At 62.4% G+C, this 26941-nt stretch carries 20 protein-coding genes and 1 pseudogene; 13 read left to right on the top strand and 8 right to left on the bottom strand.

Annotation, left to right across the window (positions count from 1 at the left end):
* Nucleotides 1-80: 80 nt before the first annotated feature.
* Nucleotides 81-1064 carry a Bug family tripartite tricarboxylate transporter substrate binding protein gene (locus HPT29_RS11185; protein WP_173947339.1) on the top strand — a complete coding sequence of 328 codons (984 nt, stop codon included), beginning with the start codon at nucleotides 81-83 and terminating at the stop codon, nucleotides 1062-1064.
* 140 nt (nucleotides 1065-1204) lie between these two features.
* Nucleotides 1205-2059 (top strand): 2-keto-4-pentenoate hydratase, encoded by an 855-nt coding sequence (locus HPT29_RS11180; RefSeq protein ID WP_259060552.1) that lies wholly within the window; start codon nucleotides 1205-1207, stop codon nucleotides 2057-2059.
* A gap of 93 nt (nucleotides 2060-2152) precedes the next feature.
* Here HPT29_RS11180 and arfA read toward each other — a convergent pair whose 3' ends face one another.
* From arfA to HPT29_RS11150, 6 genes are all read right to left on the bottom strand, one after another.
* Complete coding sequence (gene arfA / locus HPT29_RS11175; protein WP_173947337.1) at nucleotides 2153-3706, bottom strand: arabinosylfuranosidase ArfA; 1554 nt, start codon at nucleotides 3704-3706, stop codon at nucleotides 2153-2155.
* A 69-nt stretch (nucleotides 3707-3775) separates the two neighbouring features.
* On the bottom strand, nucleotides 3776-4624 hold the full coding sequence (locus HPT29_RS11170; RefSeq protein WP_173947336.1) for an ABC transporter ATP-binding protein: 849 nt from the start codon (nucleotides 4622-4624) through the stop codon (nucleotides 3776-3778).
* Between the two features lie 12 nt (nucleotides 4625-4636).
* Nucleotides 4637-5698 (bottom strand): ABC transporter ATP-binding protein, encoded by a 1062-nt coding sequence (locus HPT29_RS11165; RefSeq protein ID WP_173947335.1) that lies wholly within the window; start codon nucleotides 5696-5698, stop codon nucleotides 4637-4639.
* A complete protein-coding gene (locus HPT29_RS11160; RefSeq protein WP_173947334.1) occupies nucleotides 5695-6564 on the bottom strand; it encodes an ABC transporter permease in 870 nt (289 codons plus the stop codon). Before HPT29_RS11160 ends, HPT29_RS11165 begins: the two co-directional genes overlap by 4 nt.
* A complete protein-coding gene (locus HPT29_RS11155) occupies nucleotides 6564-7568 on the bottom strand; it encodes an ABC transporter permease (protein WP_173947333.1) in 1005 nt (334 codons plus the stop codon). The genes HPT29_RS11160 and HPT29_RS11155 overlap by 1 nt, the downstream gene beginning before the upstream one ends.
* A 42-nt stretch (nucleotides 7569-7610) precedes the next feature.
* The gene (locus HPT29_RS11150) at nucleotides 7611-9503 is read right to left on the bottom strand and encodes an ABC transporter substrate-binding protein (protein WP_173947332.1); all 1893 of its coding nucleotides are present in this window, start codon (nucleotides 9501-9503) and stop codon (nucleotides 7611-7613) included.
* Nucleotides 9504-9662: 159 nt separating this feature from the next.
* Between HPT29_RS11150 and HPT29_RS11145 the strand changes: the two genes are divergently transcribed.
* Both HPT29_RS11145 and HPT29_RS11140 read left to right on the top strand, forming a co-directional pair.
* Nucleotides 9663-10619, top strand: a complete 957-nt coding sequence (locus tag HPT29_RS11145; RefSeq protein ID WP_173947331.1) for an ArsR/SmtB family transcription factor — start codon at nucleotides 9663-9665, stop codon at nucleotides 10617-10619.
* Between the two features lie 312 nt (nucleotides 10620-10931).
* Nucleotides 10932-12752, top strand: a complete 1821-nt coding sequence (locus HPT29_RS11140; RefSeq protein ID WP_173947330.1) for a PAS domain-containing sensor histidine kinase — start codon at nucleotides 10932-10934, stop codon at nucleotides 12750-12752.
* Between the two features lie 371 nt (nucleotides 12753-13123).
* On the opposite strand, the pseudogene HPT29_RS28830 reads toward HPT29_RS11140, so the two are convergent.
* Nucleotides 13124-13363, bottom strand: a pseudogene (locus HPT29_RS28830) (MBL fold metallo-hydrolase); the annotation flags it as partial.
* A gap of 341 nt (nucleotides 13364-13704) precedes the next feature.
* Between HPT29_RS28830 and HPT29_RS11130 the strand changes: the two are divergent.
* Both HPT29_RS11130 and HPT29_RS11125 read left to right on the top strand, forming a co-directional pair.
* A complete protein-coding gene (locus HPT29_RS11130; protein WP_173947329.1) occupies nucleotides 13705-15099 on the top strand; it encodes a selenium-binding family protein in 1395 nt (464 codons plus the stop codon).
* A gap of 31 nt (nucleotides 15100-15130) precedes the next feature.
* Nucleotides 15131-15769: a hypothetical protein gene (locus HPT29_RS11125; protein ID WP_173947328.1), complete on the top strand. Its 639-nt coding sequence runs from the start codon at nucleotides 15131-15133 to the stop codon at nucleotides 15767-15769.
* A gap of 51 nt (nucleotides 15770-15820) precedes the next feature.
* On the opposite strand, the gene HPT29_RS11120 is transcribed toward HPT29_RS11125, so the two are convergent.
* Nucleotides 15821-18937, bottom strand: a complete 3117-nt coding sequence (locus tag HPT29_RS11120; RefSeq protein WP_259060551.1) for a PAS domain S-box protein — start codon at nucleotides 18935-18937, stop codon at nucleotides 15821-15823.
* 692 nt (nucleotides 18938-19629) lie between these two features.
* On the opposite strand from HPT29_RS11120, the gene HPT29_RS11115 reads away from it, so the two are divergent.
* From HPT29_RS11115 to HPT29_RS11085, 7 genes are all read left to right on the top strand, one after another.
* On the top strand, nucleotides 19630-20337 hold the full coding sequence (locus tag HPT29_RS11115) for a L,D-transpeptidase (RefSeq protein ID WP_173947326.1): 708 nt from the start codon (nucleotides 19630-19632) through the stop codon (nucleotides 20335-20337).
* 512 nt (nucleotides 20338-20849) lie between these two features.
* Complete coding sequence (locus HPT29_RS11110; RefSeq protein ID WP_259060550.1) at nucleotides 20850-21611, top strand: DUF72 domain-containing protein; 762 nt, start codon at nucleotides 20850-20852, stop codon at nucleotides 21609-21611.
* 476 nt (nucleotides 21612-22087) lie between these two features.
* Nucleotides 22088-22840: an aquaporin Z gene (aqpZ, locus tag HPT29_RS11105; RefSeq protein ID WP_173947324.1), complete on the top strand. Its 753-nt coding sequence runs from the start codon at nucleotides 22088-22090 to the stop codon at nucleotides 22838-22840.
* A 22-nt stretch (nucleotides 22841-22862) separates the two neighbouring features.
* Entirely contained in the window at nucleotides 22863-24272 is a 1410-nt protein-coding gene (locus HPT29_RS11100; protein WP_173947323.1) for a DUF1254 domain-containing protein, read from the top strand.
* A gap of 17 nt (nucleotides 24273-24289) precedes the next feature.
* On the top strand, nucleotides 24290-25333 hold the full coding sequence (locus HPT29_RS11095) for a DUF1254 domain-containing protein (protein WP_173947322.1): 1044 nt from the start codon (nucleotides 24290-24292) through the stop codon (nucleotides 25331-25333).
* A gap of 58 nt (nucleotides 25334-25391) precedes the next feature.
* Nucleotides 25392-26381, top strand: coding sequence for a formylglycine-generating enzyme family protein (locus HPT29_RS11090; protein WP_432807288.1), 990 nt, complete (start codon nucleotides 25392-25394; stop codon nucleotides 26379-26381).
* Nucleotides 26381-26869, top strand: coding sequence for a hypothetical protein (locus HPT29_RS11085; RefSeq protein WP_173947321.1), 489 nt, complete (start codon nucleotides 26381-26383; stop codon nucleotides 26867-26869). Before HPT29_RS11090 ends, HPT29_RS11085 begins: the two co-directional genes overlap by 1 nt.
* Nucleotides 26870-26941: the final 72 nt, after the last annotated feature.

Below are 26941 nucleotides of genomic sequence, written 5' to 3'. Positions count from 1 at the left end.
CGAATTCGGGATATTCAATTGACCGGTCCGCATCCCACCGCTAGCCTTCAGAAAAAATACCCATGCTATCGGAGGGAATCGTGTCCAAGTGGAAAGTTGCTCTATCGGCCGCCGCGTTGCTGACTCTGGGCACCGCGCAGGCACTCGCGCAGCAGGCCTTTCCCAGCCGCTACATCACGATGATCGTTCCCTTCGCTCCGGGAGGGCCGACGGACATCGTCGGCCGTATCGTGGCCGAGCATATGTCGCGCACGCTTGGGCAGCAGGTGGTGATCGAGAATGTCGCGGGCGTGGCAGGAACGATCGGAGCAGGCCGTGTCGCCAAGGCCGCGCCGGACGGCCATACCATCCTGGTGGGGCCGATGAGCACGATGAGCTTCTCGCCGGCTCTCTATCCGAAGCTCGCCTTCAATCCGCTCTCCGATTTCGAACCGATCGGCATTGCCGCCTCCGCGCCGATCATGCTCGTCACCAACAACGCCATTCCTGCGACAAAGCTCTCGGAATTCGCCGATCACGTGAAAGCGAACGCCGGTGCGCTGACCAATGGAAATGCCGGGGTCGGCTCGACGTCCCATCTCGCCTGCCTGCTGTTGAACAATCGTGTCGGCGTCTCGGTCACGCTCGTTCCCTATCGCGGCACGGGACCAGCGTTGCAGGACGTCGTGTCTGGTCAGGTCGGCTACCTCTGTGACCAGGTGACAAGCCTGATGTCACAGGTCCAGGCCAAGACGGTCAAGCCGCTTGCGGTGCTGGCCCCGACCCGATCGCCGGTCCTGCCGGATGTGCCCACAGCAAGCGAGGCTGGCATGAGCGGCATCGACATGGTGGTCTGGAATGCCCTGTTCGCGCCGAAAGGTACACCGCCCGAGGTCATCGAAAAGCTGAACTCCGCCCTGATCAAGGCCATTACCGACCCGGCATCGCGCGAAAGGTTCCTGCAGCTGGGAGCCGAACCCCCGCCGGACACCCAGCGCTCGCCGCAGGCCTTGCGCGAGATTCATGCCGCGGACGTCGCCAAATGGGGCGAGGTGATCCGGAGCGCCAACGTTTCGGTGGAATGAAGGCTCCTTATGGAGCCTGCCTTGTCGCCCGACAGGGGGCCGGCAAGGGCGCCGGATTCGATCAGCATTCTCACGCGGGCGCTTGGTCGCGTGAGATCCATCTTGGACAGCCGGGTATAGCGTCTTTCCACAAATGCCTGTTGCAGCAGGACTCGAAACCGATACTCTGTCAGCGCGCCATAAAGCCCTGCCGTCCGCAACCAACCCGACCCGAGAGCCTCGATTTGATCATTTCACCGAGCACGATGGCCGACCAGCTGGCTGCCGAACACCGAAACGGAGTGAAATTCCACCAACTCCAGGGGATCAGGGGTCTTTCGGATGCCTATCGCGTGCAGGATGCCTATGTGGCATCGATCATCGCGGACGATACCCAGGCCGGCTACAAGATCGGCCTGACCTCCAAACGCATGCAAGACATGTGCGGCATCGATCAGCCGATCAGCGGCACGATCTTCGGCAGAAAGGTCGCGAGGAGCGGCATCCGCCTATCGTTGGCGGACTATAACCACCTCGGATTGGAATTCGAGATCTGCTGCCGCCTCGGCCGGGATCTGGTTCCAGCCGACAGTCCGGTCACCCCCGAGCAGGCTGGCGACGCGATCGATGCTGTTGCTGCGGCGATCGAACTTGTCGATGATCGCCATGCCGACTACAGCGTTCTCGATATCAACACGCTCGTCGCCGACAATTCCTGGAATGCGGGCGTCGTACTGGGAGACTTTGTGCCACCTCCCGCCCGCCTGGATGAGACGGAAGGGATTGCCTATCAGGACGGGGAGGAGATCGGACGCGGACACGGGGCGGATGCGCTCGGACATCCCTTCATACCCCTGGCATGGTTGGCAAACCACCTCGCGGCCTCGGGCCGCACCCTGCGAAAGGGCGACATCGTCATGACCGGCAGCATCGTCACGACGCGTTTCCCAAGCGGCCCCTTCACTTTCCGCTTCGACATCGGCGGGCTCGGAAGCGTTGAGGTTTACGGCGAATAGAGTGCAGCGGACCGGGGCCCTTTGGAGACGGGACAGGCAGGCGCTGCGGCGGGTCCGATTTCCGATCCCGCCGCGTCAGCCTTGTTCCGGCGCCTATTGTTTCTGAACACCCAGCCGGATGACGTTCCAGGAAGCCGGCGCGAGCTTGACCTTCACCGTCTCGTCCCAGATCTCGACCCCCTCGAGCGGAGTCGGCGCGATCGTATCCGGCGCATCCTTCGTGTTGACGGCCATCAGATCGTCATTGCGCATTTGATGTGCCTCCTTGACCGTCAAGCCGTCAAAGCCGCGGACGAGGGCTTCCACCGACAGGCTCGCGTCGAGGCTTCGGTTGAGCGCAAAGATGGTGACGCAATCGTCCTCGTGATTGTGCACGACCGACACCTTGAGATACGGCACTGCCGAGATCGGGAACCGGAGGTCGGACGTGCCGCGCGGATCGTAGTAGGTCGTCTCGTAGGTGGGCGAGCTCACCTTCGTTTGCAGCACGGTGCCGCGGCCGAAAGTGCTCATGTCCTTGAACGGATAGAAGATCGTCTGCCGCCAGGCAGGCCCGCCGGTCTCCGTCATGATGGGCGCGATGGCGTTCACCAGCTGCGCGAGGCAGGCCGACTTGACCCGGTCCGCATGGTTGAGAAGCGATATGCAGGCTCCCCCGAAGGCAAGTGCATCCTGCATGTTGTAGATTTCCTCGAGGATCTGTGGCGCGACCGGCCATCCGAGCTTCACCCGCCCCTCATTCTTGCGCCGAGTACGATACCAGACGTTCCATTCGTCGAAACTCAGCATGATGCGCTTGGGTGAACGACGACGGGCGGCGACCGCGTCGGCAATCGCCACGACCTCTTCGATGAAGCTGTCCATCAGATCCGGACTTGCGAGAAAGGCTGCAGTATCATCCGCATAGTTGTTCAGGTACGTGTGCAGGGAGATGTACTCGACGTGCTCGAACGAGTGGTCGAGCACTGTGTCCTCCCAACTTCCGAAGGTCGGCATGTTGCGCGAAGAGGAGCCGCAGGCCGCCAGTTCGATCGTTGGATCGATCCATTTCATGAGCTTGGCCGCCTCGGCGGCAATTCGCCCATATTCCCATGCGGTCTTGGTCTCCATCTGCCATGGGCCGTCCATCTCGTTGCCCAGGCACCAGAATTTCACGTTGTGCGGCTTCTCCCAGCCATGGGCACGGCGCAGATCCGACAGTTCCGTCCCGCCAGGAAAGTTGCAGTACTCCAGAAGGCGGCGAGCATCATCGGGGCCGCGGGTGCCGAGATTCACCGCCATCATGGGCTCGACGCCGGCTGCCTGACACCAGTCCATGAACTCGTTGGTCCCGAACGTGTTCGGCTCGGTGGACATCCAGGCGAGATCGAGCCTGCGCGGGCGGTTCTCCACCGGGCCGACCCCATCTTCCCAGTTGTATCCTGAAACGAAATTTCCACCGGGATAGCGGATGATGGTCGGGGCAAGCTCACGGACGAGTTCGAGCACGTCCTGCCGGAACCCGCGCTCGTCAGCGGTCGGATGCCCGGGCTCGTAGATTCCCCCGTAGACGCACCGCCCCAGATGCTCGACGAATGCGCCGAAGAGACGGGGATCCGTTTCCGCAATGGAGAAATCGCGGTCGATGGTGACTTTGGCTTCTTTCATGGAGAGACTCCGATCAGTGAGGAGGCTGCAAGCTCACTGCCGTGAGCCATCGTTGAGAGTGGGAATGGGTCAGGTTGCGACGGCAGGCACGCCACCCGTGAACCTGTCGTCCCGCCAAGCGTCATCGACCGACAGAACTGCCTGGCGAAGCTTGATCGAATAAGGATGCTGCGGGGCTGCCAGCACGGTCCGGGCATCGCCGCCCTCCACCACCCGGCCCTTCTGCATGATGATCAAGCGGTCGCTGATGTAATAGGCCGTGGCGAGATCATGCGTGATGTAGATGATCGACACTCCGAACTCGTCGCGGAGCTTCTTGAACAGGTTGATCACCGTCATGCGCAGCGACGCGTCGATCATCGAGACCGGTTCGTCAGCGACGATGAGGGACGGGTTGGACACGAGCGCACGAGCGATGGCAACACGCTGGAGTTGGCCGCCCGACATCTCGTGCGGGTAACGCCCCTGGACCTCGGCAAGCGACAGGCCGACTTTGTGCAGCGCCTCGTCCGCTCGCTCGGCCGATGCCGTGGGCGTCCGGCACTCCGTGAATCGCTGCGCCGCACTGAACAGATAGCGATCGACGCGCTTCAATGGATTGAACGCATCGAACGGGTTCTGGAAGATTGCCTGCACATGACTCATGAAGTCGAGCCGTGCGCTCCGGCTGCGGAGGTCGCGAAGATCCCGCCCTTGGAAGCGGATTCGTCCCGTGGTGGGAGCAATGCTGTTCAGGATCATGCCTGCGAGGGTCGTCTTGCCGCTGCCCGATTCACCGATGATGGTGAACACCTCAGGCTTGTCTGCCGTGAGCGAAAAGCTGACATCGTGCACGGCATGGTTCACCCTCCGCGACACGAAGCCACCTCGTGTGAAGATCTTGTTGACGTGCTCGACGTCCAGAAGGTTCGGCCTCATGCGCTCGCCTCCTTATGCGACCGTCCGGACCCTGGCAGGGTCGGCTTGAGCAACGTGGCAGGCCGTCCGATGCCCGGGCAGGATTTCGACCATGGGCGGAGCCTCGCGGCGGCAGACCTCGATGGCGAGGGGGCAGCGGGGGTGGAAGCGGCACCCCGGCGGAGGGTCGGCCAAACTCGGAGGAGAACCTTCGAGAGCCTTTTTCGGCGCCTCGTCCCCGATGCGCGGCAGGCTGGAGATCAGATGCGCCGTGTAGGGGTGCAGCGGTTTCTTGAATACGTCCCTGGTACGACCCTCCTCGACCAACCGGCCCGCGTACATGATGCCGAGGCGGTCGGTCAGGTTGGCGTGAACCGCCATATCGTGGGTCACGAACAGGACAGAAGATCCGAATTCCTGCTGGATCTCCCTTATCATGGAGAGGACGCCTTTCTGCACGATCACGTCCAGAGCCGTCGTCGGCTCGTCGGCGATGATGAACTCCGGATTGCAGACCGTCGCGAGGGCAATGGTCACCCTCTGCCGCATGCCGCCGGACAGTTCGTGCGGATAGGCCTGGAGAACCGCGGGATCAAGGTGGAGTCGGCTCAGGTGCCGCTCCACGAGACGGGTAAAGTCCGCGCCCTTCGCGCTCACGTGCGGCAGCGCGAAGTCTTCGAAGGCGTGCCTGATCCGCCGCACCGGATTCAGCACGCTCATGGACCCCTGCATGATATAGGACAGGCGGCTCCAGCGAATTGCCGACAGTTCCTGCGGCGAAAGCTTGTAGATGTCCCGTTCCCCGTCGCTGAACGCGAAGCGCACCGAGCCTTCGACCACCCTGAGCGGGGGGCGGATTGCCCCCGCGATGGTCTTGATGAGAGAGCTCTTGCCGGAACTCGACTCGCCGGCCAGACCGTAGATCTCGTTGCGGTTGATCATCAGGCTGATGTCATCGACCGCACGGACTTCACGATCGACCCCGAACAGCTTCACCTTGTAATAAGCCTTCAGCCGGTCGACCGTGAGCAGCGGCACGGTCTGCGGCGTACTCAGTTCGTTGGGCGAAGAAATCGCTCGAAGTTCTGCGATCATGCCTGCCCTCCAAGACGGCTTAGGCGGCTGCGGGGATCGATATACTCGTTCATTGATATGGCCAGCAGGAACAGCCCGATGAACAGCATGATCACGAGAAGGACCGGGAACGTGACCCACCACCAAATTCCGGAAACCAAGGCAGTGTGCTGGTTCGCCCAATAGATCATACCGCCGATGGTGGGAGTGTTGATGTCCGTGAAACCCAGAACCGACAGCGTCACCTCGATGCCGATCGACCAGTTGATATTGTTCATGGTCGTCGAGAACACGATCGGCAGGACGAACGGCAGGTGTTCCTGGAGAACGATCTTGCCTGTACTCATGCCGGAGAACACGGCCTGGCGGGTGAACTCGCGGGTCCGCAGGCTCATCGCGACGGACCGGATCAGCCGCGCATCGTAGGCCCATCCCAGCAACGCCGTGATGATCGCCAGCATCGCCCATGTCATCTGATCCCGCATGATGAAGTAGAACAGAACCAGGATGGGAAAGAGCGGCACGACGACGAACGTATCGTTGATCGACATCAGGATCCGATCCACCCAACCGCCCTTGTACCCTGAGATGAGTCCGACCGCGAGGGATATGATCCGGCTGAGGAACGCCACCACGATGCCGAACAGAAGCGTGTTCCGGATTGCGAAGGTGAGCTGCCAGAACACGTCCTGACCCCGCGAGGTCGTTCCTAGCGGATGCTCCCAGGACGGCGGCACGTCGGGCGGCACGACATAGACGTCCATCGGCGGATAGGGCGAGAAGAAGGAGCAGAGCGCAATGGCCGCCACGATGAGCACCAGGAACAGTCCGATGGCGAACTCGGCGTTGTAGCGCAGGAGGTCGCGCAGGATTCTCAGCGTGTTCATCAGCGTGCCTCCACGCGCGGGTCGATCAACGGATAGAGAAGATCGATCAGAAGAACAGCCGCGGAGACGGCCACGATCGAAACGGTGGTAATGCCGAGAACCAAGCTGTAGTCACCGGAATGCACCGCGCTGATCAGGAGCGATCCGACGCCCGGGTAACCGAAGACCTGCTCGGTGATGATCGCACCGTTGAAGATCGCACCAAGCTGCAAGGCCAAACCCGTGACCTGAGGGCCAAGCGCATTGCGCATCACATAGGACCGCATGATCTTGCTGCGCTTGACGCCGGCCAGTTCAGCGTAAACCACGTAATCTTCTGTCACAATGTTGGACACGAGCGAGCGCATGCCCATGAACCAGCCTCCGATGCCGACGGCCATCAGCGAGAGGACGGGCAGGATCGAGTGCACGGTGACATCAAGGGCAAATGCCAAGGTATTGGACCGGTCTGACGCCATCGTGGCGCCTCCGCTGATCGGCAGAACCGGCCAGAGGAAGCCGAAGATGATGAGAAGAACAAAGGCGACCACGTAGTACGGGATGGGGTGAAGCCCCATGCTGAGGACGCCGAATGCCCGAAGGATGCGGCTGTTCCGATAGTATCCCGCGAGGCCGCCAAGCAAGTTGCCGAGAAACCAGGTCAGGAGCGTCGAGACCAGCAGGAGCCCGACAGTCCAGGGAAGGGCCCGCAGGATGAGCTGCGAGACCGGAGTTGGGAAGGCCGACAAGGAGGGCCCGAAGTCGCCGACCAGAACCCGCTTCCAGAAGCTGACGTACTGCTCCCAGGGCGTGCCCTCGAGACCATAGAGCTGACGCAGGGACTGCCGCATCATCTCGATGGCTTCCGGACTGGTTGCCCCGTAGGACGTCGCGGCCGAGATCGACTGCTCGACCGGATTGATCGGGGTCATATGGGTCACCAGGTAGGTGATGTTGATCCCGACGAAGACGACGACCGCGAACTGCACGAGCCGCTTGGACAGATAGGCCAGGTAAGCCTTCATGAACCGCTCCTTGTCTTCATGGATGAAGGAGATGTCGGAGCGCTACTGCTGCTTGGGCTTCAGCCTCACCATCATCGAGCGGGAGTTGCCCCAGTTCGGCACGGGGTTGGCATAGGGATTCTCTGCCGTCGGATATCCCGTCCAGTAGGTCTCATCCATGGCCGTGAAGACATTGTAGGCCATCAGCGGAATGATCGGCATCTCGCGAACGATGAGCTTCGCGTAATCGCGGCCGAGTTCGACCGTCCTCTTGTCGTCGAAGGAGATCCGGCGCACCTCCTCGATGATCTTGTCGAGGTCCGGATTGCTCCAGCGCTGCCAGTTGCGAGGAGATTGCGTCTTGCCCGGCGCTGCGACGAACTGGGAGTGCCAGCTATCGAGGAAAAACGACAGGTCAGGATGGCCGCCGTAGGTTTCGACGCTCCAGGAAATCAGCGTCTCGAAGTCGCCGGCGATACGTCGGTCGAGCATCGTGGTGCCCTGGGCGACCTCCGTCTTCGCATCGATGCCGAATTGACGCCACTGCTGCACGATCATGGTCCCGGCTCGGGTCAGGATCGGGCGGGAATCGCCCTCGACCATGAGCTTGATGGAGAACGGCTTGCCATCGGGCGTGTACCAGGCATTGCCGCGTTTCGTGTAACCGGCCTTTTCGAGGAGCTCGGTGGCCGCCTGCGGGTTCGGCTTCCACCAGCCGTAGCCGAAGGCTTTTCTGATCTCCGCAGGATCGGTCGGGATCTGCTCCTTCATCGTGGGACGCAGCATATCGGCGATTTGGTTCCCGATGTTCGGATCGTACGGCTTGACCTTGCTTTTGCCCGTGTCGATCTCGTACGACGCAAGCCACTCCTGGAGGGGGATGTGGTAATCGTCCGGATGAGTTCCGGTCGGCGGAATTCCGATCGGGGAAAGCGTTGCCGCTCCGCGATAGGACGCCATCGAGACTGCCTTGATATCGATCAGGAGAGCCAGAGCCCACCGCACGTCCTTGTTCTGGAACGCAGGGTTCTGCATGTTGAAGATCACGGACGGAAGGGTCGGGTCAGGGTGGGCGAACGGGAAGTTCGGGAACCACGTCTTGAGGCTTGGTGACTGCTTGGTCAGGGTGAACATGCCCTCGGGCGCGATGTCATGCACGACGTCCAGGTTATGGTTGAGCTGAGCGATCACGCGTTTGTCAGGAGGACCCGGATCGATATAGGCCGCATATTTCGGCCCAGGCTCGCCGTAACGACCGAGCGTGGTGCGCTGCCAGTCGTCGCGCTTCTGCCAGATGTACCATTTCCCATCGGGGTCGAAGCTGTGAAGCTTATAGGCGCCGAGTGAAACCGGTGGATTGAAATCGAACCTCTGGGGATCGGCCGCCTTCTCGAAGACATGCTTCGGCATCATCCAGATTGCATTGAACCTGACAGTGAAGAGCGAGTGGAATCGCGAGTTCGGCTTCTTCAGCTTGAACCGAACCGTCCACGGCTCGGGCGACGACACGCTCTCGACATTCAGCCCCAGCAGAGCACTCCAGCGCATGCCGGGATTCTTGATTTGGGTCTCGACCGTGTAGATGAGATCGTCGGCCGTGAACTCTACGCCGTCGCTCCAGTAGATTCCCGGACGCAGCTTGACCGTCATCTCGGTGAAATCTGCATTGTAGATCGGCTTCTCGGCGGCAAGGGAATTCTCCCAGACCCCGTCCAGCCCCCGCTCGGGATCGATGTACCAGAGCGTATCAAGCGCGAGTTGATGCAGTCCGGTGTATTGCCCGCCGGCATTGATGGTCCAGATGTTAAACCATCCAGGGTTCTTGATCGTCCCCTCGGGATTCTCGAGGATGATCGTCTCGTTTCGCGGTACACCCGGGACGTTGGTTTGGGACAGTGCGGTGGTCGCTGCCAGGGCCAGACCAGTGGCAACGGTAAGCATGCGCAGAATTCGCATTGGCGCTCCTCCAGGTTTGATTATTATCTTTTTTCTTAGTTAGCCCCGAGTTTCTGGCATCGGTCAACAGTAGCATTGATACATATCGAAACTTTCGATACATATGAGGCTCACTGAGAGGGCGAAACGCCGTCTATAACCCTTGAGCTGAGCGACCGCATGTCGGCATTCAAACGAAAATTCCTGACCCTGGTCGCCGAGGAGAGCTCTGAGACATTGCGGGGGATCGCCTCACCGGGCCGGATTCGGATCCTCAAGCTCTTGCGGGCACGAGGGCCACTGAATGTGAACGAGATCAGCGATGCTCTGGATCTACCTCAATCCACGATCGCAACCCACGTTCAAGTTCTCGAGCGTGCCGGGCTTATCGAAACGGAGACGATCAAGGCGTCCAAAGGCCAGCAGAAAATCTGCTCGATCCGTTATGACGAGATCATCATCCGGTTTGACGATCAGGATCCACTCAAGAGCAAGGACCACATCGAGGTTTCCATGCCCATCGGGCTTTATACAAGCTGCGATGTGAGCGCTCCCTGTGGGCTCTGCTCGACGGAGAGCGTTCTCGGCGTCCTTGATGTGCCCGACCTCTTCCTCGACCCACACCGCATGAATGCGTCGCTGATCTGGTTCAGACGAGGCTTCGTCGAGTACAAGTTTCCCAACAACGGCAAGGTTCTTGGCGCCAAGATCGACAGGCTTGAGTTCGTCATGGAACTATCGTCCGAAGTTCCGGGCACGAGTCTGGACTGGCCCTCGGACATCAGTCTCTGGATCAACAATGTGAAGGTGGGAAGCTGGATCTCGCCGAGTGATTTCGGCGACAAACGCGGGCTCTACACGCCGCAATGGTGGAAGCTGGAAGGCTCGCAATACGGCAAGCTGGTCACCTGGCAGATCAGCCGAAGCGGGACATCGGTCAACGATGTTCAGATATCCGACGTGACGCTCGACAAGCTGGAACTCGATAAGCACCATGGAATTCGCCTTCGGATCGGGATCGATGATACGGCTCGGCACCCTGGCGGCATCAACATCTTCGGTCGTGGGTTCGGGAACTACGACCAGGATATCGTTATGCGAATTCACCTGAAAGAGAAGCCTGGCGCTTTGCCGTAATTTGCCAACCGCAGAGAGGCGGACGGACTAAGGTGGATCGTGGTGGGGGCCTAAATGTTGCAACGCACCATTGCTGTGTCCTGAGAAGGCGCTAGAAAGGATGCAAGCCTCTCCATTCGAAGCGATCATTCAAGCCCATGCTCTCGCCGTCACCCCAACGCGTAGGCCTCAGGCCGGACTACGCAACATCCGCTCCCATTGGCACGGAGCTTGCTTGTTGTCTGACCGTTAGCGCCGATCTCTCCCGAGGCTCTGATCACTCTCAGCACCAACGTTGGGAGCGCAAGGCTTCGGGGATCCCGGAGCGGCACAATGGATAGCAGGACACCGCAACAGTTCGACTTCCTCCAGGATGGAGGTGAGACAGGGGCCTTGATCCGCAGCTATGACTGGTCCGAGACGTCGCTCGGGCCGATTCCCAGCTGGCCGCAAAGCCTGAAGACCACGGTCGCGCTGATGCTTCGGTCGCCCGTCCCGATGGTGCTTCTCTGGGGGCCGGATGGCATCATGATCTACAACGACGCCTATACCGTGTTCGCCGCCAGCCGGCACCCGCGCCTGCTCGGTTCGAAGGTTCTCGAAGGCTGGGCGGAAGTGGCGGACTTCAACGCCAATGTGATGCGGGTCGGGATGGCCGGCGGCACACTCTCCTATCGGGACCAGGAGCTGACCCTCTACCGCAAGGGCGTCCCCGAGCGGGTTTGGATGAACCTCGACTATAGCCCTGTGATCGATGAGAGCGGCAGGCCTGGAGGCGTGCTCGCGGTCGTGGTGGAAACAAGCGACCGGGTGAAGACGGAGGCCGCCCTTCGCGACAGCGAAACGCGGCTTCGGGGCGTGCTCGACGGCATGGGTGAAAGTCTGGCGCTTCTCGACAAGGATTTCCGGATCATCGACATGAACGCCGAGGCGTTGCGCCTGGAGGGCCGACCGCGCGACGAGGTGATCGGCAAGACCCACTGGGAGGCCCATCCGGATGCCGACCCCGCCTTGGGCGATATGTTCCGGCGCGCGATGGCAACCCGGGAGCCCGTGAACATGAGGCATCGCTATGTCTGGCCTCACGGTCGGGTGAGCTGGATCTCCATGCATGCCTACCCTGTCGGCGACGGTCTGGCGGTGTTCTATGGTGACATCACGGAACAGGTGGAGTCCGAAGAGCGCCTTCGTGAGAGCGAGGAGCGGCTGCGGCTGATGGCCGACGCAGTGCCGCAGATCATCTGGATCACCGACGCCGAAGGCAATGCTGAGTTCTTCAATCGGCAATGGTTTCTCTACACCGGAGCAGTCAACGGGCCGACGACCGCAGCTCAGACTGCCCTGGACTTCGTGCATGCGGATGACGAAGCCGTAACGATGCAAGCCTACGAGGAAGCGAGACGCACGGGTGGTGTGTTCGAGGTCGAGCATCGGATCCGCTCGAAGGAGGGTGAATATCGCTGGTTCCTCGTTCGGGCCGAGCCCTACCGGGATCTCCGAACCGGTGAGATCGTCCGCTGGTTCGGGGTGTCCATCGACATTCACGGCCGTCGGGTCGCGGAAGAGCACCAGAGCCTGCTCATCAACGAGCTGAACCACCGGGTGAAGAACACGCTGGCAACGGTCCAGTCGGTTGCCTCACAGACGCTGCGCAACGCCGAGAGTACGGATCAGGCCAAGGAGGCGCTCGAGGCGCGCCTGTTTGCCCTGTCGCGCGCCCATGACGTTCTCACCCGCGAGAATTGGGAGGGGGCGGATCTGTACGATATCGTCGAGCAGGCCGTCGCCCCCTATTCCAGCCGTGGAGAGGACCGTTTGCACCTGGCAGGCTCACGGGTTCGCGTTCCGCCCCGCACGGCGCTGGCGCTGGCGATGGCTCTGCAGGAGCTGGCCACCAATGCGGTCAAGTACGGGGCTCTGTCGAATGAAACGGGAGCGATCAGGATCGCCTGGAGCGTGCAGGCAACCGGGTCTGAGCCACGCCTCCATCTGAGATGGGAGGAGCGCGGAGGGCCTGCCGTTCGGCCTCCGTCGCGGCGTGGGTTCGGCTCCCGCCTGATCGAGCGGAGCCTGTCTCAAGATCTTGGAGGCACCACCCGGATCGAATTCCCTCAGACCGGCGTCATCTGCACCGTGGATGCTCCCCTCGCCTAGCAGCAGGCTCTCTGCGGGCCCACAGGTATTGAGTACGGCAACCCGCTCCTGTTTGCCGCCTCCCGAATGGGGTTCTCCCCCACGCGCCCGATGGCATGGCATTGGGAGCAATTCGTCTGGGCAAACGTGAGCCCGCGCTGCGCTCGGCCCGATTGTGCGACGGCCATCGTCGAGGTGCAGGCAAGGGCAAGGCAGGTGAGCGTGAGGCGCCTCATCATCGACCCTCCTTCGCCCGGCGGGATTCCCCCGGCGCAACCGATACCACCTAGCGTGCCCTGCGCCTGGAGGCCTACGAAGAGAACCGTGGCTTCGTCCCGTCAGAGCCAAGCCTTGAGATGATGTCAGATACCACCGGCGCGTTGCGTAGGCAGGCCACCGAAGCCGGCCTTCACGAGCTTCGGCACAAGGCCGCTGTGGTCGATATGCGCATGGGTGAGGCAGAGAGCACCGATCCCAGCGGCGCGGAATGGGAAGTGATTGGAGTTGAGATTACTCTCCTCCTTCGAAACCTTGGAACATGCCGCGGTCGACCAGAACGCGGCCCGTCTCCGTCTCCAGCAGGAGCCGGTTACGGTGCGGGCAGCGCCATGGAAATGAGGGCGAAGCGACAAGGGACCCTCCTGGATACGAGAAAGCGTCGTGCGGTGAGGATCGCACCTTGGTACACCTGCTCGGAGCGCTTAGGTTTGATCCATGCCAAATCGGCGGAACGGCAGCGATCATGACCCCACCCGCAGCGTCATCTACCGACACCGACCCGATCATGGGCAAGCCCCATCTCTAGCGAGAATTTATCCCCATTTGATCGGTTCTAAAGGGGGCCTGACAGTCAGGATCTGATGGGACCAGCCGGTGAGACGCGACATAAGCTGGACAATCGGATATGATGCGGATGTCAGCACAAGAATAGAGACACTTACCGTGGGCCTAGGGGGCGATCAGGGAGGGTGTCGTGACGCGTTGGCAGCCCGATTCCAGTTTCTATCCATCCCCGCGCCTGGCCCAAAAAGCCCCGCCCGAGACCCTGGCCTACGTGGCCATGTTCGACCCGGACCGGCAGCAGCCCGACGGCATCGCCGTCGTCGATCTCGACCCGGCTTCACCGTCCTACGCCCGGATCGTCGGGTCGGTGGCCATGCCCAATACGGGTGACGAACTGCACCATTTCGGTTGGAATGCCTGTTCGTCCTGCCTATGCCCCAACATGCCTCACCCTCATGTAGAGCGCCGCTACCTCGTGGTGCCTGGACTGCGCTCGTCGCGCATTCATATTCTCGATACGAAGCCTGACCCGCGCAATCCCACCATTGTGAAGGTGATCGAGCCTGAGGTGCTGGCCGAACGGACCGGCTACACCCGGCCGCACACGGTGCATTGCGGGCCGGATGGCATCTATGTCACGGCCCTTGGCAATGCGGAGGGAAAGGCACCCGGCGGCATCTTCATCATGGATCACGAGAGCTTCGAACCGCTCGGGCGCTGGGAAGTCGACCGAGGGCCGCAACAGCTTGCTTACGACGGCTGGTGGCATCTGGGATACGACACGCTGGTGACCAGTGAGTGGGGCACGCCCGACACCTTCGAGAACGGCCTTGTTCCCGAGATCCTGCTCGGTTCGCGCTACGGACGCCGCCTGCATTTCTGGGACCTGCTGAAACGCAAGCACCTCCAGGCAATCGACTTTGGTGAGGAGCATCAGCTCGTGTTCGAGCTCCGCCCGGCGCACAATCCGACGAAGGCCTATGGGTTCGTCAACTGCGTGATCAGCCTCAAGGATCTCTCATCATCGATCTGGACCTGGTATCGAGAGGGCGATCACTGGGCAGTCAAAAAGATCATCACCATCCCGGCCGAGCCCGCCAACCCGGACGACCTGCCCGACATGTTGAAGGGCTTCGGCGCCGTGCCGCCGCTCGTGACCGACATCGACCTCACCATGGACGACCGATTTCTCTACGTGTCCTGCTGGGGTACGGGCGATCTCCAGCAGTATGACGTATCCGACCCGTTGAACCCCCGGCTCACCGGCAAGGTGCGGATCGGCGGGATCGTCTCGCGCGCGACTCATCCCAAGGCGGCAAACGGGCATCTGACGGGCGGACCTCAGATGGTCGAGATCAGCCGTGACGGGCGGCGGGTATATTTCACCAACTCGCTCTACGGCCCGATCGATCAGCAGTTCTATCACCGCGGCTTCGAGGGCTGGATGGTGAAGTTGAACGCGGATCTGGAGGGCGGCATCTCGTTCGACGAAGACTTCTTCATCGAATGGCCCAAGGGGCACCGGCCGCATCAGGTCCGTCTCGAAGGAGGCGATTGCTCGTCGGATTCCTACTGTTATCCATAAGAGGTGCAACGCCCCTGGCACGCGACCGGAAATGAATACGCTGTCGTCCACCCTTTGGCCCTGGCTGGCCCTTGCCGGGCTCGGCGCCTTTCACGGCCTGAACCCTGCCATGGGCTGGCTGTTTGCCGTGGCGCTTGGACTTCATCGGCAAAGCCGGTCGCTTGTGGTTCTGGCCCTTGCGCCCATCGCTCTCGGCCATGCTGCAGCGGTGGGGATCGTCCTGTTGGCGACGATCCTCTTCGGAACGGTTCTGGACGCGACACTCCTCGGCCGCTGCGCCGGGATCCTTCTGTTGGTTTGGGCGGCCACGCATATCATCGCCAGCCATCGCACCCCTGTCCGCATCGGGATGCAGACAGGATTGGCCGGCCTGACTGTGTGGTCCTTCATGATGGCCAGCGCTCACGGGGCGGGCTTCATGCTGATCCCGGCGCTCCTGTCGCTGTGCATGTCCTCCGGCGTGGACAGCGAGCTCACGACCTCTACCTCCCTCCCGATCTCCGTTGCAGCGCTCGCCGTACATACTGGAGCCATGCTGGCGGTGATCGGAGCCGTCAGCCTGATCGTCTATGACCAAGGGCTCGCCTTCCTCAGACGGGGCTGGATCAACCTGGATGTCGTCTGGAGTGCTGTCCTTGCAGGTGGCGGCATTTTTCTCCTGGCCACATGATGCCATGCCTCGAAGGGTCCCATCGACAAGCACCGACGCGGACACGGACGCTCATGACTCCTTCCGCTTCAAACAGATCTGGATGCCGACATGCGGTCTACCTCGCGGCTGAGCCAAAACCGCCGCGACAAGGTCAAGTGCGAGCACATGCAAAAGGATAGCCGGTCTGCGGCGGGTCACCCGGTGCAGCATCCGCGAGACCTCGTCGACCGCATAGGGCTTCTGCAGCAACTCGAAGCCGCGACGCCCTTCCTCGGCCAGAACATGGCTGTAGCCGGAAGTCAGCACCACTGGAAGACCAGGATAGCGCCGTCGGATTTCCCGCCCCAGCTCGATCCCGCTCATGCCGGGCATCACCACGTCCGAAAAGACCACATCGAAACGGGAAATATCCTCATCCAGCAGCTTGAGGGCCTCGCCCGCATGAGCCGCCCAGGTGGTCTCGTAGCCGAGATCCAGGAGAAGCTGCGTTGAGAACCGACCAACCTCGAGATTGTCCTCGACCAGCAGAACCCGGCAGCCCCGGCCTTCCTCCTCGTAGCGGCTCCCCCGCCGGTCACCCTCTGCGTCGGGCGCGATGCCCCTTGCGGTTCGCGGCAGATACAACGTAAACGAAGTGCCCTGCCCGACCATGCTCTCGACGGCCACATCGCCTCCGGACTGTTTGGCAAACCCATAGACTTGGCTGAGGCCCAGTCCGGTCCCCCGACCGACCTCTTTGGTGGTGAAGAAGAGCTCGAAGATATGGCCGAGCCTATTAGGAATACCCACGCCGGTATCGCCGATCGACACGGCCACGAACCGGCCGGGTCCACCCGCGTGCCTCCGGATTGCGGGCATGCTGGAGACGGAGTCAACACGCACCCTCAAGGTACCCTCGCCGTCCATGGCGTCCCGAGCATTCACTGCCATGTTCACGAGCGCGGTCTCGAACTGCGTGACGTCGGCTTCCACGAAGCAATGTTCGCAGGCGATGTCGATCACGATCCGAATGCGCGAACCCACGATGGTACGCAGCATGTCGATGACAGCGCGGATGCGCTCCGACACGTCGAACACTTCCGGCTTGAGCGCCTGCCGCCGTGCGAAGGCCAGCAGCTGCCCGGTGAGCTTGGAGGCACGGTCGACCGTGTCGGCGATCGCGTCGATGTAGCGGATCCGCCGCTCCTCCGGGAGGTTCGGCCGCCGCAGGAACTCGATGGAGGAGCGCACGATGGTGAGCAGGTTGTTGAGGTCGTGCGCCACGCCTCCAGTGAGCTGCCCCACCGCCTCCATCTTCTGCGCCTGCCGCAGCGCGTCCTCGGCCCGACGGTATTCCGTAACGTCACGGCCGATGCCGTAGAACACCCCGTCCCCCGGAACCCCCGTCCACGAGATCACCCGATAGCTACCGTCCGCGTGCCTGAGGCGGTCCTCGAAATCAACGAGGCGCTCGCCCCGAACCAGCCCCTCAAGGGCTACCGCACCCAGCACCCGCTGCCACGAGGGATTAACGGCGCGCCGCCGACCATCGAACCCGAACACGCCCATGAGTTCGTTCGAGTTTTGCCAGATACGATCGCGCTCGGCCGTGCGCTCGGCGATTTCATGCTCCAGCTCCTCACGCGAACGGGTGAGAACCTCGCGGGCCTCGACAATCTCCTGGATGTCGGTATAGGTGCCGAACCAACGCGCAATCCGGACGCTCTCCTCTCGGACCGGCTGCGCGCGGCCGAGCACCCACCGGAAGTGCCCGGAGCGGTGGCGCAGCCGGTATTCGCCCCGGTACGGTTCGCCCGTCGCCAGAGAATGGCGCCACAGAGCTCTCATAGGCTCCTGATCGTCCGGATGGAAGAGGTCCGACAATACGTCGCCGTCGGTCGAACCCTCGGGTATGCCGGTAAAGTCGTACCAGCGCTGATTGAAGAAGTCGTAGCACCCATCGGCCCGAGTGGACCAGATCATCTGGTCGATCGAATTGGCAATCGCTTGAAACCGGGCCTCGCTCTCTCGAAGGGCCGCTTCCGCGTGCCGCCGTGCCGTGAGATCAATCGTGACCACGAGCAGGCTGCCGGGCCGCTCGTCGGAGACGTTCAGGCGCGTGATGTTGCTGTTGGCCCACATGACGGCGCCGTCGGGACGAACGTAGCGCTTGTCGAACGAGGCGGGCTCCCCCGTCTCCACCGCACGCGCAACCGCAGCGAGACTCGGTGGAATGTCGTCCGGATGTGTGACATCGGCAACGCTGCGGCCGAGCACGTCCTCACGGGAGCGTCCCAAAATGCGACAGAGCTCGTCGTTAACCTGGACAAAACGCCCATCAGCGCCGACCTCCGACAGGCCGACAGGGGCCTGCGCAAAGATGGCCCAGAGCTGTGCCTCATTGGCACGCAGCCGCTCTTCCGTCTGTTTCGCCTCGGTTACATCGCTGCCTTCGGCGAAGATCCCGAAGACGTGTCCATGGCTGTCCCGGACCGGCTGATACACGAAGTTGACGAAACGCTTTTCGGGCTTCGCTTTGGGGGCCCGCTCGAGCATGATCGGGATGCCGTTCCCGACGAACGTCTCGCCGGTACGGTAGACGGTATCGAGGATCCCCTTGAACCCTTGGTCCATGACCTCCGGCAGAGCTTCCAGCGCAGGCTTGCCCACAATGTCGCGGTGGCCCACGAGCTGGTAGTAGGAGGTGTTGACCATCTCAAACGTGTGATCGGGGCCCGTGAGCATCGCCATGAAGCCGGGCGCCTGATGGAACAGCTCGCGCAACCGTTCGCGTTCACTGGCGACCCGTCGCTCGGCCCGCACCTTGTCGGTGGTTTCCGTACAGGCGCAGAACATGCCGGCAATGGTGTCGGTATCCTCCCATACAGGATTGTAGGAGAAGCTGAACCAGGCATCCTCGCGGTAGCCGTTCCGCTCCATGGGGATCAGGAGATCCTCCTGCCCGACCGCCCGGCCAGCCAGGGTGCTGTCGACCAGAGCCCGGATCTGCTCCCAGATATCGGACCAGACTTCGTTGAACGGCCGACCCAAGGCATGAGGGTGCTTGGCGCCGAAGATCGGCGCGTAATCGTCATTGTAGAGAAAGGCGAGGTCCGGTCCCCAGGCGATGAACATCGCCTGCTTGGCGTTGAGCATCAGGCGCACCAGGGCGCGCAGGGAATACGGCCAGGTGCGAGGCTCACCCAACGGCGAGGTTGACCAATCATGCGCGCGCATCCGCGCCCATTTCACCACCGCGAGAGAGAAAGTCGGGGGCTGCAGGCGCCTCGCTGGGCAACCTATCAAAGATCTCCTGGGAGAATTGCAAGCATCCCTGTTTGCGCCTGTCCAGTTCATCGAGGCGCGGCAACGCAGCCCAGGTGGGGTGACCAGCACGGCGATACCGGCCGGGGACAACCTTGCTGCCGACAGGAGGCCTGTGCGAAACGTTTCGGGCTTTGGGGATTTTCATGATCTGGACAAACCAGAAGGTAGGTGACGCTTTGTGACCCCGGCCAGCCCTCAGCTCCACCAAAGCAGCAGGCTGTTGAGGGTCTCTTCAATGCGGCAGGGCTGCGCTATCACCGCCACTCCTTCGAGAACTCGACCACCGGAAAAGGCCCTGCGGCAGGAGGTCGCCAGCTAGGCCTGAGCAAAGGCGGGCGGGAATGTAAACTGCACCCTGGGATCTCTTCGCCGAAGCACACGGGTTTCTCACTTGCATAGGTGAACCTTGGCCGTATCTTCCCTAGACAGGAGAAACCGCTCCCTTTCTCCGGCGCCGGTCGGGCTTGCCAATCTGGACGTGTGGCGGCAATGTCAGCTCAGCTTAGGCCTTCAGCGGGTGTCTGTCGGGATATTGTCCTGTCAGGCTTTAGGACATGGGGAGCGACCAAATCATGATCACGGACGGTGGGAATGCCAATGCCGGAGGGGTCGACGACGTCGCTTTACGCGGGCGGGTGACGCTTCTGAACCGCAGGTCGTTTCTGATCGGCTCGGCGGTCAGCGTGGGCGCGGTGGGGCTGGCCGGCTGCGTGACCTCCGACGGCATGAGCTTCGCCGAGGCTTCGAAGGTCTACGGACCGGTGCCCGACGAGAAATTCCCGATCCCGGCGGTCGACGTCAGCAAAGTCGATCCGAAATATTATCGCAAAACCGTACGCTACGACACCAAAGAGGCGCCCGGTACCATCATCGTCGACCCCGCTAATTACTACGTCTACCGTATCGAGGACGACGGATATGCCACCCGCTATGGCGCCAATGTCGGCCGCGACGGGTTCCGATGGAGCGGTGACGCCTATGTCGGGCGCAAGGGCGAATGGGCGACCTGGACTCCCCCAAAAGAGATGATTCGGCGCCAACCGGAGGCGGCCAAGTACGCCGGCGGCATGCCCGGCGGCCTCGACAATCCGCTCGGGGCCCGCACGCTCTATCTCTATCAGAACGGCGCATATACGCTCTATACGATCTATGCCAGCAGCGATGCCGAATCGATCGGAACAGGCATTACGAGCGGGTGCGTCGGCCTGCTCAGTCAGGACATGATCCACCTCTATTCAAGGACGCCGGTCAAGACGAAGGTGGTCGTCCTGCCGGCGTAGCAACGGCACCCGGCACGAGTCGAGAGCGGCCAGCTGCCGTTATCCTGGCCCAACGGCACTCTACAAGCGAACCGTTCCTTCAAACGGAAAAAGCCCAGGCTCCGGGGCGAACGGACAGGATGCCTTCGCATCTCCGCCTCGCGCACTACGGGCCTGGGCTGATCGGGTCCAGACGGGCGCCGGCATCGTCAGGCAAGCACAGGAACAGCTCGTGCCGGATTACATCCGTCCTGACACGGGCTCATCGACGCTGGCGGTGACGCCCGCCCCCGTCGAAGTCCACAACAATGTCCGCTGGGTCAGCCTGATATGGGGATCCAGGCGATACGACGCAAGAGCCACTGCCGCAGTCTGCACAGCTGGGTGGAACGCCCTACCGGCATCCTGCGTTGGCACAGCAACGCTTCCTGAGGACAGGGCCTCGCAGCGGGTCCCATACTGGGCGAGGCTCCAGTTCGCTTTGCACATGAAGTGGCATGCAGGATCTTTCCGGCTCAGACCGCATAACGACCGTGACCCGCCGTTCCTGCAGCGACCACAGCGCCGGCACAGTGAGGATCGGCACCGCGTCCTGGAGCATTCCGAAGGTGCATGCAGTTCTTTTCCCGGCGAAGGGATCCCACCTGGAGCGCTATGGCGCCGTCTTCAATGCGGTAGAGATCAACTCCTCGTTCTATCGCCCGCATCGGCGAGCCACCTATGAGCGCTGGGCAGCGTCGGTGCCGGAGGACTTCCGCTTCGCCGTGAAGGTCCCGAAGGCCATCACCCACGAGCGCCGCCTGAGGGGCGTGGGCGACCTGCTGGATCGGTTTCTGTCAGAGGCTGACGGCCTTGGACCCAAGCTTGGTCCGCTGCTGGTTCAGATGCCCCCGAGCCTGAGGTTCCAGCCAGATATCACAGACCATTTTTTGCGGGACTTGAGGAGCCGGACCGAGGGTGGCGTCGTCTGCGAGCCGCGACATGGCTCCTGGTTCACACGGGAGGTCGAGTCTCTGCTTGTCGAGCTTCGGATCGCCCGCGTGGCGGCCGACCCAGCACCGGTTGTCGGCGCCGACGAGCCCGGCGGATGGCGTGGGCTGTCGTACTATCGCCTCCATGGCTCGCCGCGCATCTACTACTCGGCCTACAACGCGGAGTATCGTGAAGCCCTTGCGAAGGTGCTGACGAGTGATGCCGCCGCGGGCGCTCAAACCTGGTGCATCTTCGACAACACAGCGGCCGGCGCGGCGACCGATGATGCCGTAAAGACGAGGAGGCTGGTGCAAGCCGGCTAACCGTCTCACGGATCGAAGCCTTTGGTCGACAGCCCCTATGATCCCCTTGAGTTCCGCAGCATCCGTATAATGACCGAACGAAGATCGCACCCGGGCACTTGCGGCGGAGGTCCGCCATCCTCCGCGAGAGGTCGTTGAGCGAGAAACGGACCTTTCCTCCGTCGGAGATCCGCCAGCCGCGCCCCTCGCCTGGCCGCTCGATTGTAGCGCTTCTCCCGTCTCCGCACATGACCAACATCGGCCGTCGTCTCATCCTTTTCCCGATGGAATCTCAGGTGTTCACCTGATTTCGGTTTCCCGCCGCGGAGCTAAGCTCTCCTCGAAGCAGCCAGCTCGAATTACGGGGCCGGCACAAGTCAAAGTTCGCGCCTGAGGGAGAACCTGCCATCCACTGCTCCTGGCTGGTTCTGGTACGACACGAGCCTGCGATGCGCCCCGGAACATCCGGGGCTTCGGCCCCCAATGAGGAGGATCCGATGGATCTACACAACACTCAGAACATCCACCGCTGCGTCGCCGAGGGCATCGGCACCTTCTGGCTCACCTTCGCGGGCTGCGGCAGTGCCGTCATTGCGGCCGGCTTCCCCGACGTGGGCATCGGACTGCTCGGCGTCTCCTTGGCCTTTGGTCTGTCGGTGCTGACCATGGCTTACGCCATCGGCCATATCTCCGGCTGCCACCTCAACCCGGCGGTGACCATCGGCCTGGCGGCAGGCGGGCGCTTCCCGAGGCAGGACATCCTGCCCTACGTCGTCTCGCAGGTGATCGGCGCGGTAGTCGCCGCGGCAACGCTCTACGCCATCGCCACCGGTTCCCCCACCTTCGACCTCGCCAAGGGCTTTGCCGCCAACGGCTACGGTGCCCATTCGCCCGGCCAATACAGCCTGCTCTCCGGCCTCATCGCCGAGGTGGTGCTGACGATGATGTTCCTGTTCATCATCATGGGCGCCACCCATGGCAAGGCACCCGTCGGCTTCGCGCCCATCGCCATCGGCCTGGGCCTCACCCTGATCCACCTCGTAGGCATCCCGATCACCAACACCTCAGTCAACCCGGCCCGCAGCACCGGCCCGGCTCTGTTCGTCGGCGGCTGGGCCCTGGCGCAGCTCTGGATGTTCTGGGTTGCGCCGCTGATCGGCGGAGCGCTCGGCGGGATCCTCTACCGCTGGCTCAGCGAGGAGCCGTCCGCCCAGGTCACCGGCATCACTCCCGCCGAACCGGCGGAGTAGCAGAGGCAAGATGAAAATCGCGATGAAAAGAGCACTTCTTGCGACACTTACATTCCTGGCTCTTGCGGCGCCCGCATCTGCCCAGGGTTTCTCCCCGCAGGAGCTCGAGCAGCGCGCGGTCGAACGCCGCGCTGTCGAGGCGGCAATCTGGGGAATGCCGGCGGTCAACTACGACCTGATGCTACAGGAGATGCTTACCAAAACGCCGGGCAAGGTGAACCAAGTGGTGTATTGGGGCCGTCCGCCCGATTGGCGCAACCAGACGCTCACGCCCAATCCCGACACCCTCTACTTCATGGCATTTTTCGATACGCGCGAAGGGCCCATTGTCATCGACGTGCCGCCGGCAAACGGCGGGTCGCTCAACGGGAACATCGTCACGGCCTGGCAGATGCCGCTCGAAGATGCGGGGCTGCTGGGGGTCGACAAGGGTGCAGGCGCCAAGTTCGCGGTCCTGCCGCCGGGCTATTCGGGCCCCACACCTGAAGGGTTCGTGGCGCTGCGCTCGGACACGTATTCAGGCTACGGGCTGCTGCGGGTGAATCTTCCAAGCCAGAGCATTGCCGATGTGGCCAACTCCATCGAGTACGGCAGGAGGATCAAGGTGTATCCGCTTTCGCAAGCGGCCAATCCGCCGCCTACCGTCTTCACCGACGCAAAGGATATCCTGTTCGACTCCACGATTCGCTTCGACTCCACCTTCTTCGATCACCTCAACCGTGTGGTGCAGAGCGAGCCGTGGATCGCCCGTGACAAGGCAATGATCGATCAGCTCCGCGCGCTCGGCATCGAGAAGGGCAAGCCCTTCAAGCCCAGCCCGGAGATGCGCATCATGCTCGACGCCGCCGCCGTGGAGGCGAAGGCTTATCTTGAGGCGAAGTATGAGGCGGGATGGCCATCGTTCTATGAGCAGACCTATTGGCGTCCTGCCGCCATTCCGGAGCTCGCCAGGGCCCTGTCGGCGAACTTTGCCGAGTCGGACGCCTATCCGACCGATGCGCGAGGCATGATCTACACGTTGGGCTATGTCGGCATCAAACGCCTTGGCACCGGCCAGTTCTACCTTCTCACGATCAAGGACAAGAATGGGGAGCCCTTCGACGGCGCGCAGACATACAAGCTGACCGTGCCTCCGAACGCACCAGTCGACCAGTACTGGTCCGTGACCGTCTACGACAGGCAGACCCACGGGCTGGTGAGGAACATGGACCGCGGCAGTCGGGCATCGAACGCCGCCGAGGTACGGAAGAATACCGACGGCTCTGTCGACGTGTATTTCGGGCCGAGGGCGCCGGCCGGCAAAGAGACGAACTGGGTGCCGACAGATCCGAACCGCGACTTCGAGCTGATGTTCCGCGCCTACGCGCCGAAGAAGGAGTTCTTCGACAAGGCCTGGAAGCTGCCGGACGTCGAGAAGGTCGCGATCCAATGAGCGGCAGGAGCAATGCCATGTCCAGATGCGACCACGCTTTCGGTATCCTCGGCTTCGCTCTCGCGATCGGAACGTCGCCCGCGCTCGCAGAGGCACCGGCCAACGGGACGATCCCCGTCACGGTCGACAATTTCACCCGTGCGGAGACCGACCTCTACTTCGCCACCCCGGTCAAGCAGGCCGGCGGCACAGGCAAGTTCTACCATTATCGCGAGCCGATGCGGATCGATCAACAGACGGTCGTGCGGGCAAACCGCGACACGCTCTACTCCGCGGCGCTGATCGATCTCGACGCCGGGCCCGTGACGATCACGCTGCCGGATGCAGGCCGACGCTTCATGTCTATGCAGGTCTTCAACCAGGATCACTACGTGGTCGGCGACGTCGTGTATCGCCCCGGCAGCTACAGCTTCGACAGGGAACGGGCCGGCACGCGGTATCTGATGATCGCCTTGCGCACGCTCGTGGCTCCTGAAGATCCAAAGGACATCGAGCAGGTCCATGCGCTGCAGGATGCAGCGAGGCTCAGTCAGGCAGGTTCCGGCCGTTTCGAGGTGCCGGCTTGGGATCCGGCAAGTCAGAAGAAGGTGCGCGACGCTCTGCTGGTGCTCGCCTCAACCCTTCCCGACTTCAAGCGGGCGTTCGGCAGCAAGGATCAGGTGGACCCGGTCCGGCACCTGATCGGCACGGCGGCAGCGTGGGGCGGAAATCCCGACAAGGACGCGACCTATCTCAACGTCACGCCCGCCAGGAACGACGGCACGACAGTCTACAAGCTGAACGTGAAGGATGTTCCAGTCGACGCCTTCTGGTCGATCAGCGTCTACAACGCGGACGGGTACTTCCAGCTCAATCCGCAGAAGGCCTACTCGATCAACGACCTGACCGCAAAGAAGGATGGCGATGGCGCAATCGCCGTCCAGTTCGGGGGTTGCGACGGCCAGATCCCGAACTGTCTGCCGATCGTGAAGGGCTGGAACTACACGGTCCGCCTCTACCGCCCGCGCCCCGCGGTGCTTGACGGCTCATGGACGTTTCCGGAAGCCCTGCCGCTCCCTTGAGGCATCCCGAATAGGGATATCGAAGGACAACGAAGCATTTGGGAGAGGAGTTCGAACAATGACTTCTACGGCTTTCGATCCTGCTCCTGCGGTCCGGTCTCTGCAGGATCCCGCCAATCAGGACATGACCTGGATCGCCGGCGGCACGTTCCGGATGGGATCGGACCGGCACTATCCCGAGGAGGCTCCGGCTCACCGGGTCACCGTCGACGGCTTCTGGATCGACCGGACGCCGGTCACCAACCGGCAGTTCCGGGAATTCATCCGCGCCACCGGCCATGTGACCATGGCCGAGCGCAAGCCCGATCCGCAGGACTATCCAGGCGCCCTCCCCCACATGCTCAAGGCCGGGTCGCTGGTGTTCAAGTCACCAAAGGGGCCTGTCGACCTGCGGGACTGGAGCCAGTGGTGGAAGTTCCGCTTCGGGGCCAACTGGCGCCATCCGGCTGGTCCTGGGTCATCCATCGCCGGTCTCGACGACCACCCCGTCGTGCATGTGGCCTATGAGGACGCTACGGCCTATGCGCGCTGGGCCGGCAAGGACCTGCCGACGGAGGCCGAATGGGAATTCGCCGCGCGCGGTGGTCTCGACGGAGCCGAGTTCGCTTGGGGCGACGAGTTCACACCGGCCGGCCGGCATATGGCCAATACATGGCAGGGCGCCTTCCCGGCGCAGAACCTGGCAAGCGACGGCTACGAGCGGACTTCGCCCGTCACGGCCTTCCCGCCGAACGGCTATGGACTCTACGACATGGTCGGAAATGTCTGGGAGTGGACGAGAGACTGGTACACGCCCAAGCACCCCAATGATGCACCGAAGGCCTGCTGCATCCCCGAAAACCCGCGCGGCGGCCGTGAGGACGAAAGCTACGACCCCTGCCAGCCCGAGATCCGCATTCCGCGCAAGGTGCTGAAAGGCGGATCCCACCTCTGCGCGCCCAATTACTGCCGCCGCTACCGCCCGGCAGCACGGCATGCGCAGCCCGTCGACACCTCGTCCAGCCATATCGGTTTCCGGTGCGTGGCGCGAGACAAGGGGGCGACGTGATGGCCGAGACCGTCACACGAAGGCAGCTGATGCTGGCGCGGCTCGTTGTCATCCTGGCTTCCATCCTGGTGGTGCTGGGCCTTTTCCAGTACGGCCTCTCGGCAGATGTCAGCGATCGCGTCTGGCGCGACATCGCCTCCCGCCCCGGCGGACCCATGACCTTCCGCTTCATCCTCCAGCCTTGCATGGCGGCGATCGCGGCGTTCCACGATGGGGCGAAGGACGCACGGCTCGGCCGCTCGCCCTATCTTTGGTCGCTGCTGACGAGTCCGACCGAAAGCTCGGGCCGCCTTGGCGAAGGATTGATCGCCACTGCGCGGATCATCCTGCTCGGGCTGGCGATGGACGCCGTCTATCAAGCGACCGTACTGAAAACATTCTATCCGGGCGAGATGGTTCTCATCGCGATCCTGCTCGCCTTTCTTCCCTATGTGCTGCTGCGCGGGCCATTCGCCCGCCTCGTGCGGTGGTGGTCCCGTTCGATGTGACCTGGGCTTCCCTCAGAGCTGCTGCCCGGACGGAGGCGTAGATGCGTATGACAACCGGATGCAATCAGGGAG

The organism is Microvirga terrae (genome assembly GCF_013307435.2).
GTDB classification, from domain to species: domain Bacteria; phylum Pseudomonadota; class Alphaproteobacteria; order Rhizobiales; family Beijerinckiaceae; genus Microvirga; species Microvirga terrae.
This window is presented reverse-complemented; position numbering and strand designations above follow the sequence as displayed.

Bases quoted from the DNA above. Each gene is read 5' to 3' on its own strand.
- arfA (WP_173947337.1), bottom strand. From the start codon at position 3,706: ATGAAAGAAGCCAAAGTCACCATCGACCGCGATTTCTCCATTGCGGAA.
- HPT29_RS11170 (WP_173947336.1), bottom strand. From the start codon at position 4,624: ATGAGGCCGAACCTTCTGGACGTCGAGCACGTCAACAAGATCTTCACA.
- HPT29_RS11165 (WP_173947335.1), bottom strand. From the start codon at position 5,698: ATGATCGCAGAACTTCGAGCGATTTCTTCGCCCAACGAACTGAGTACG.
- HPT29_RS11160 (WP_173947334.1), bottom strand. From the start codon at position 6,564: ATGAACACGCTGAGAATCCTGCGCGACCTCCTGCGCTACAACGCCGAG.
- HPT29_RS11155 (WP_173947333.1), bottom strand. From the start codon at position 7,568: ATGAAGGCTTACCTGGCCTATCTGTCCAAGCGGCTCGTGCAGTTCGCG.
- HPT29_RS11150 (WP_173947332.1), bottom strand. From the start codon at position 9,503: ATGCGAATTCTGCGCATGCTTACCGTTGCCACTGGTCTGGCCCTGGCA.
- HPT29_RS11145 (WP_173947331.1), top strand. From the start codon at position 9,663: ATGTCGGCATTCAAACGAAAATTCCTGACCCTGGTCGCCGAGGAGAGC.
- HPT29_RS11140 (WP_173947330.1), top strand. From the start codon at position 10,932: ATGGATAGCAGGACACCGCAACAGTTCGACTTCCTCCAGGATGGAGGT.
- HPT29_RS11125 (WP_173947328.1), top strand. From the start codon at position 15,131: ATGAATACGCTGTCGTCCACCCTTTGGCCCTGGCTGGCCCTTGCCGGG.
- HPT29_RS11115 (WP_173947326.1), top strand. From the start codon at position 19,630: ATGATCACGGACGGTGGGAATGCCAATGCCGGAGGGGTCGACGACGTC.
- aqpZ (WP_173947324.1), top strand. From the start codon at position 22,088: ATGGATCTACACAACACTCAGAACATCCACCGCTGCGTCGCCGAGGGC.
- HPT29_RS11100 (WP_173947323.1), top strand. From the start codon at position 22,863: ATGAAAAGAGCACTTCTTGCGACACTTACATTCCTGGCTCTTGCGGCG.
- HPT29_RS11095 (WP_173947322.1), top strand. From the start codon at position 24,290: ATGTCCAGATGCGACCACGCTTTCGGTATCCTCGGCTTCGCTCTCGCG.
- HPT29_RS11090 (WP_432807288.1), top strand. From the start codon at position 25,392: ATGACTTCTACGGCTTTCGATCCTGCTCCTGCGGTCCGGTCTCTGCAG.
- HPT29_RS11085 (WP_173947321.1), top strand. From the start codon at position 26,381: ATGGCCGAGACCGTCACACGAAGGCAGCTGATGCTGGCGCGGCTCGTT.